General features: G+C 39.9%; 5 protein-coding genes. 3 read left to right on the top strand and 2 right to left on the bottom strand.

What is annotated here, in order from left to right; translation table 11 throughout:
• Nucleotides 1-353: 353 nt before the first annotated feature.
• Nucleotides 354-1,880 (top strand): ATP-binding cassette domain-containing protein, encoded by a 1,527-nt coding sequence (locus HT703_RS05530; RefSeq protein ID WP_023934417.1) that lies wholly within the window; start codon nucleotides 354-356, stop codon nucleotides 1,878-1,880.
• A gap of 147 nt (nucleotides 1,881-2,027) precedes the next feature.
• On the opposite strand, the gene htpX is transcribed toward HT703_RS05530, so the two are convergent.
• The gene (gene htpX, locus HT703_RS05525; protein ID WP_023934415.1) at nucleotides 2,028-2,927 is read right to left on the bottom strand and encodes a zinc metalloprotease HtpX; all 900 of its coding nucleotides are present in this window, start codon (nucleotides 2,925-2,927) and stop codon (nucleotides 2,028-2,030) included.
• A gap of 1 nt (nucleotide 2,928) precedes the next feature.
• Nucleotides 2,929-3,489, bottom strand: coding sequence for a LemA family protein (locus tag HT703_RS05520; protein WP_023936539.1), 561 nt, complete (start codon nucleotides 3,487-3,489; stop codon nucleotides 2,929-2,931).
• 93 nt (nucleotides 3,490-3,582) lie between these two features.
• On the opposite strand from HT703_RS05520, the gene rsmG reads away from it, so the two are divergent.
• Both rsmG and HT703_RS05510 read left to right on the top strand, forming a co-directional pair.
• Nucleotides 3,583-4,296: a 16S rRNA (guanine(527)-N(7))-methyltransferase RsmG gene (gene rsmG, locus HT703_RS05515; RefSeq protein ID WP_023936541.1), complete on the top strand. Its 714-nt coding sequence runs from the start codon at nucleotides 3,583-3,585 to the stop codon at nucleotides 4,294-4,296.
• Nucleotides 4,297-4,598: 302 nt separating this feature from the next.
• Nucleotides 4,599-5,882, top strand: a complete 1,284-nt coding sequence (locus HT703_RS05510) for a solute carrier family 23 protein (RefSeq protein ID WP_050208611.1) — start codon at nucleotides 4,599-4,601, stop codon at nucleotides 5,880-5,882.
• Nucleotides 5,883-5,939: the final 57 nt, after the last annotated feature.

Raw genomic sequence — 5,939 nt, 5'->3', positions numbered from 1 at the left:
AGTTACTCTTAAATAATAGAGCGACTACATTAGTAGCTTAAAAACATGATTAAATCGCTATTCTTAGGAGTAGTGGTTTTTCTTTTTGTTTAAGAAGTTGGCGAGTAAGTAATACTCAATGAAAATCAAAGAGCAAACTAGGAAACTAGCCGCAGGCTGCTCAAAACACTGTTTTGAGGTTGCAGATAGAACTGACGAAGTCAGTAACATATCTACGGTAAGGCGACGCTGACGTGGTTTGAAGAGATTTTCGAAGAGTATTAATAGAGTTTTTTTGACATAGACTTTGGGCTCTACTAGGTAAAGTAGAGCTTTTTGTTATGTAGTATCAACATTCTAGAAAGGGCAATCATATGATAAAAATCAATCACCTGACCATCACACAAAACAAAGATTTACGAGACCTTGTCTCTGACCTCAGCATGACCATCCAAGACAGGGAAAAGGTCGCTATTATTGGTGAAGAAGGAAATGGCAAATCCACCTTACTTAAAATTTTAATGGGGGAAACTTTGCCTGATTTCACTATCGGGGGAGACATTCAATCTGATTATCAATCAATAGCCTACATTCCTCAAAAACTTCCTGAGGACCTGAAAAATAGAACTCTACACGACTACTTCTTTTTAGATACTATTGATTTAGATTACAGTGTCCTCTATCGTTTAGCTGAGGAATTGCATTTTGATAGCAATCGTTTCGCAAGCGACCAAGAGATTGGTAGTCTATCAGGGGGTGAAGCTTTGAAAATTCAGCTCATCCATGAGTTAGCCAAACCTTTTGAGATTCTATTTTTAGATGAACCTTCAAATGACTTGGATCTTGAGACGGTTGATTGGCTAAAAGGTCAAATGCGCAAGATTCGGCAAACCGTTATTTTCATTTCCCATGATGAGGACTTTCTTTCTGAAACGGCAGACACTATTGTTCACTTGCGACTGGTCAAGCACCGTAAAGAAGCAGAAACACTAGTAGAGCATTTAGACTATGATAGTTATAGTGAGCAGAGAAAGGCTAATTTTGCCAGACAAACCCAGCAAGCAGCCAACGACCAAAGAGCCTACGATAAAACCATGGAAAAACATCAACGAGTTAAACAAAATGTAGAAACTGCTCTTCGAGCTACCAAAGACAGTACTGCCGGTCGCCTATTGGCTAAAAAGATGAAAACTGTCCTCTCACAAGAAAAACGCTACGAAAGAGCAGCTCAGGCCATGACCCAAAAGCCACTTGAAGAGGAAGAAATCAGACTTTTCTTCTCAGATATACAGCCATTACCTACTTCTAAAGTCTTAATCCAACTGGAAAAAGAAAATTTATCCATTGGCGAGCGAATTTTGGTGCAAGAACTACAATTAACTGTCCGTGGCCAAGAAAAAATCGGTATTATAGGGCCAAATGGTATTGGAAAATCGACCCTATTAGCCAAGTTACAGCAACTTTTTAATGCTAAAAGAGAGATTTCGCTTGGTTATATGCCACAAGATTACCAGCAAAAACTGCAATTGGATTTATCACCAATAGCCTATCTAAGTAAAACTGGGGAAAAAGAGGAACTACAAAAAATCCAATCTCACTTAGCCAGTCTCAATTTCAGTTATCCAGAAATGCAGCATCAAATTCGCTTCTTATCTGGCGGACAACAAGGAAAACTCCTGCTTTTGGATTTAGTCTTGCGCAAACCAAACTTTCTCCTGCTAGATGAACCCACACGAAACTTTTCTCCAACTTCTCAACCCGAAATTAGAAAACTCTTTGCCACTTATCCTGGTGGTCTCATCACTGTTTCGCATGACCGTTGTTTCTTAAAAGAGATCTGTTCAATCATCTATCGCTTAACAGAACACGGTTTGGAGGTAGTTAATTTTCAAGATTTATAAATTTTCAACATCGCAAATATGTGGGGCAAAAACACAATTTTAGGAGAAAAAGAAGTAAATCTTCCCATAATAAAACGCATAATATCAAGTTTTCACACCTGATATTATGCGTTTTTCAGATTTTAAAGACTTTTTCCAGCCTTCATTTTACATATGTTTTAAACGTTCAATCCGTTCTGAGATAGGTGGGTGGGTATAAAAGAGTTTTTTGAACCCTCCCCCTTTCTTAGGATCATTGATATAAAGTGCACTGCTAGCATCATCGACGTGGCGACTCATAGGTTTGCTATTGTCCAACTTATCTAGGGCATTAATCATTCCCTGGGGATTGCGAGTCAGCTCGACACTAGATGCATCTGCCAGAAATTCCCTCTGACGAGAAATAGCGAGCTGAACCAAGGTTGCAGCGAGAGGTGCCAGTACAATAGCTAGTAGGGAAACCACTAGCATAATGATTTCAAGACCATTTCCATCTCGGTCATCATCACTTCGTCTGCGACCTGCTCCACCCCACCACATCATACGACCTGCCATACCAGAAAGCATGGTGATAGCACTAGCAAGGGCAACTGCAATAGTCGAAATACGGATATCATAATTACGAATATGACTGACTTCATGTCCCATAACAGCTTCTAGTTCTTCACGATTCATGATAGCTAGTAGACCTGAAGTCGCAGCAACCGCCGCATTTTGAGGGTTAGAACCTGTCGCAAAGGCATTTAAGGCTGGATCATCAATGATGAAAACACGGGGCATAGGAATCTGAGCGACCATAGCCATATCTTCCACTACGTGGTAGAAATCTGGTGCCGTTTGTTCATCAATCTCACGCGCCCCGTTCATGGACATGACAATCTCTGTTGATTGAAAAATCATGGACAAGGCATAGATAAAGCCGATAATCAGTGCGATAACCAAACCACCAATCCCAGACCGCATAAAGAGGTAACCAACCGCATAACCAACAAGAGCTAAGAGTAGGAAAAATACCAGCAACAAAATCCACGTTTTTCGTTTATTGCTTGCAATTTGATCAAACAACATCTTAGTCACCTAAACCGCTAAAATCAACTTTAGGAACTACCTTTTCCTCTTCTGGTGTTTGAAGGAAATCTGCTTCTTTAAATCCAAACATTCCAGCGATAATATTGCTTGGGAAAGTTTCTAATTTTACATTGTAGTTGCTGACAACACTGTTATAAAGTTGACGAGAGTAAGAAATTTTATTTTCTGTGTTTGTCAACTCCTCTTGCAATTTAACAAAGTTGGCACTAGCTTTCAAATCTGGATAGCTTTCTGCAACTGCAAAAATACCTGAAACCTGACGAGTGAGGGCATCACTAGCTTTCATAGCTTCTGCTGGTGAAGTCGCTGCTGCCACTTGGTTACGTAGTTCTGCTACCTTTTCAAGGGTAGAACCTTCATATTTAGCATAACCTTTTACAGTTTCAATCAAGTTTGGCAAGAGGTCATTTCGACGTTTCAACTGAACATCAATCTGGCTCCAAGCCTCCTTTGTTTGCATACGATTTTTAACCAAACCGTTATAGCTAACAATCACAAAAATAACAATAAGAGCTAAAACTCCAAGAATAATCCAAGTCATGATATAAGTCCTTTCTGCTTTTAGATTAGTACCAGTATATCAAATTTTTAATGATTGTGGTAAAATAAGATGATACTAAAGAAGGAAATAACTATGAAACCAGAAACATTTTACAACTTGCTTGCCGAGCAAAATCTTCCACTTTCGGACCAGCAAAAAAAACAATTTGATCGTTATTTTGAACTCTTGGTTGAGTGGAATGAAAAGATTAATTTAACAGCTATTACGGACAAGGAAGAAGTTTATCTCAAACATTTTTACGATTCGATTGCACCCATTCTTCAAGGCTTGATTCCCAATGAAACTATCAAATTGCTTGATATTGGAGCTGGGGCAGGATTTCCTAGTCTGCCGATGAAAATCCTCTATCCTCAGTTAGATGTGACCATCATTGATTCGCTCAATAAACGTATCAACTTCCTGCAACTTTTGGCTCAAGAATTGGATTTGAACGGAGTTCATTTCTACCACGGACGTGCCGAAGATTTTGCCCAAGACAAGAACTTCCGTGCTCAATATGATTTTGTAACAGCTCGTGCGGTTGCCCGCATGCAGGTTTTATCTGAATTGACAATTCCTTACCTTAAAGTTGGCGGAAAACTATTGGCACTCAAGGCCAGCAATGCCCCTGAGGAATTATTAGAAGCTAAGAATGCCCTCAACCTCCTCTTCAGTAAAGTCGAAGACAATCTCAGCTACGCCCTACCAAATGGAGATCCGCGTTATATGACAGTTGTAGAAAAGAAAAAAGAAACGCCAAATAAATATCCACGTAAGGCTGGTATGCCAAATAAACGCCCACTTTAATCTTTTTAGTAAAAAAATATTTACAAAATCAACCTCGCTCTTTTATTTTTAGGCTCGGGAAAAAATGATTTACAAAATCAACCTCGCTCTCTTATTTTTAGGCTCGGGAAAAAATGATTTACAAAATCATTTTTTTCTGCTATACTATCCTAAGCAAAGGTTTTTAATGTCATCCCGTGAGGTGACGAAGACACAGAAATACTTGAAACTCTTTAAAGTTTAGATTTTAGAGAAGTCTTACTCTGAGGGCCTATTGCTGTAAAATAATGGGCTCTTTTTTGATGCCCAAAAGTGAGGTTTATATGAAACAAGAATCAACTGTTGATTTGTTACTAGACGTTGACCAACGTCCTTCGGCTGGAAAAGGAATTCTCCTTAGCTTCCAACACGTTTTCGCCATGTTTGGTGCGACCATCTTGGTACCCTTGATTTTGGGAATGCCTGTATCTGTTGCCCTTTTTGCTTCAGGTGTTGGAACACTCATCTACATGATTTCAACTGGTTTTAAAGTTCCAGTTTATCTAGGTTCTTCATTTGCTTTTATCACAGCTATGTCACTGGCTATGAAAGAAATGGGTGGGGATGTATCTGCTGCTCAAACAGGGGTTATCTTGACTGGTTTGGTCTATGTCCTTGTTGCTACCAGCATCCGATTTGTAGGAACAAAATGGATTGATAAACTCTTGCCACCAATCATCATCGGACCTATGATCATCGTTATCGGTCTTGGACTTGCAGGTTCAGCTGTTACCAACGCTGGTCTTGTAGCTGATGGGAATTGGAAAAATGCTCTTGTAGCAGTTGTTACTTTCTTGATTGCTGCCTTTATCAATACAAAGGGAAAAGGATTCCTACGAATCATTCCATTTCTCTTTGCCATTATCGGTGGTTACCTCTTCGCACTAACTCTTGGCTTGGTTGACTTTACACCAGTTCTTAAAGCTAACTGGTTTGAAATTCCTGGTTTCTACTTGCCATTTAACACAGGTGGTGCCTTTAAAGAATACAATCTTTACTTTGGTCCAGAAGCCATCGCTATCTTGCCAATCGCTATCGTAACAATTTCTGAACATATCGGAGACCATACTGTTTTGGGTCAAATCTGTGACCGTCAATTCTTAAAAGAACCAGGTCTCCACCGTACTCTTCTTGGTGACGGTATCGCAACTTCTGTTTCTGCCTTCCTTGGTGGACCAGCCAATACAACTTACGGAGAAAATACAGGGGTTATCGGTATGACTCGTATCGCTTCTGTCTCAGTTATCCGTAACGCTGCCTTCATCGCGATTGCCCTCAGCTTCCTTGGTAAATTCACTGCCTTGATTTCAACTATTCCAAACGCTGTACTTGGTGGTATGTCAATCCTTCTCTATGGGGTTATCGCCAGCAATGGTTTGAAAGTCTTGATTAAAGAACGTGTTGATTTCGCTCAAATGCGAAACCTCATCATCGCAAGTGCTATGTTGGTTCTTGGACTTGGAGGAGCTGTCCTTAAACTTGGTCCAGTTACACTTTCAGGTACTGCTCTTTCAGCCATGACAGGAATCATCTTGAACTTGATCTTGCCATACGAAAATAAAGACTAATACTCTTCGAAAATCTCTTCAAACCACGTCAACGTCGACTTGCCGTAGATATATGTA

The organism is Streptococcus sp. 3874 (genome assembly GCF_013276425.1).
Taxonomy (GTDB): domain Bacteria; phylum Bacillota; class Bacilli; order Lactobacillales; family Streptococcaceae; genus Streptococcus; species Streptococcus pseudopneumoniae.
Note: the sequence above shows the minus strand (reverse complement) of the source record. Positions and strands in the feature narration are given on the sequence as shown.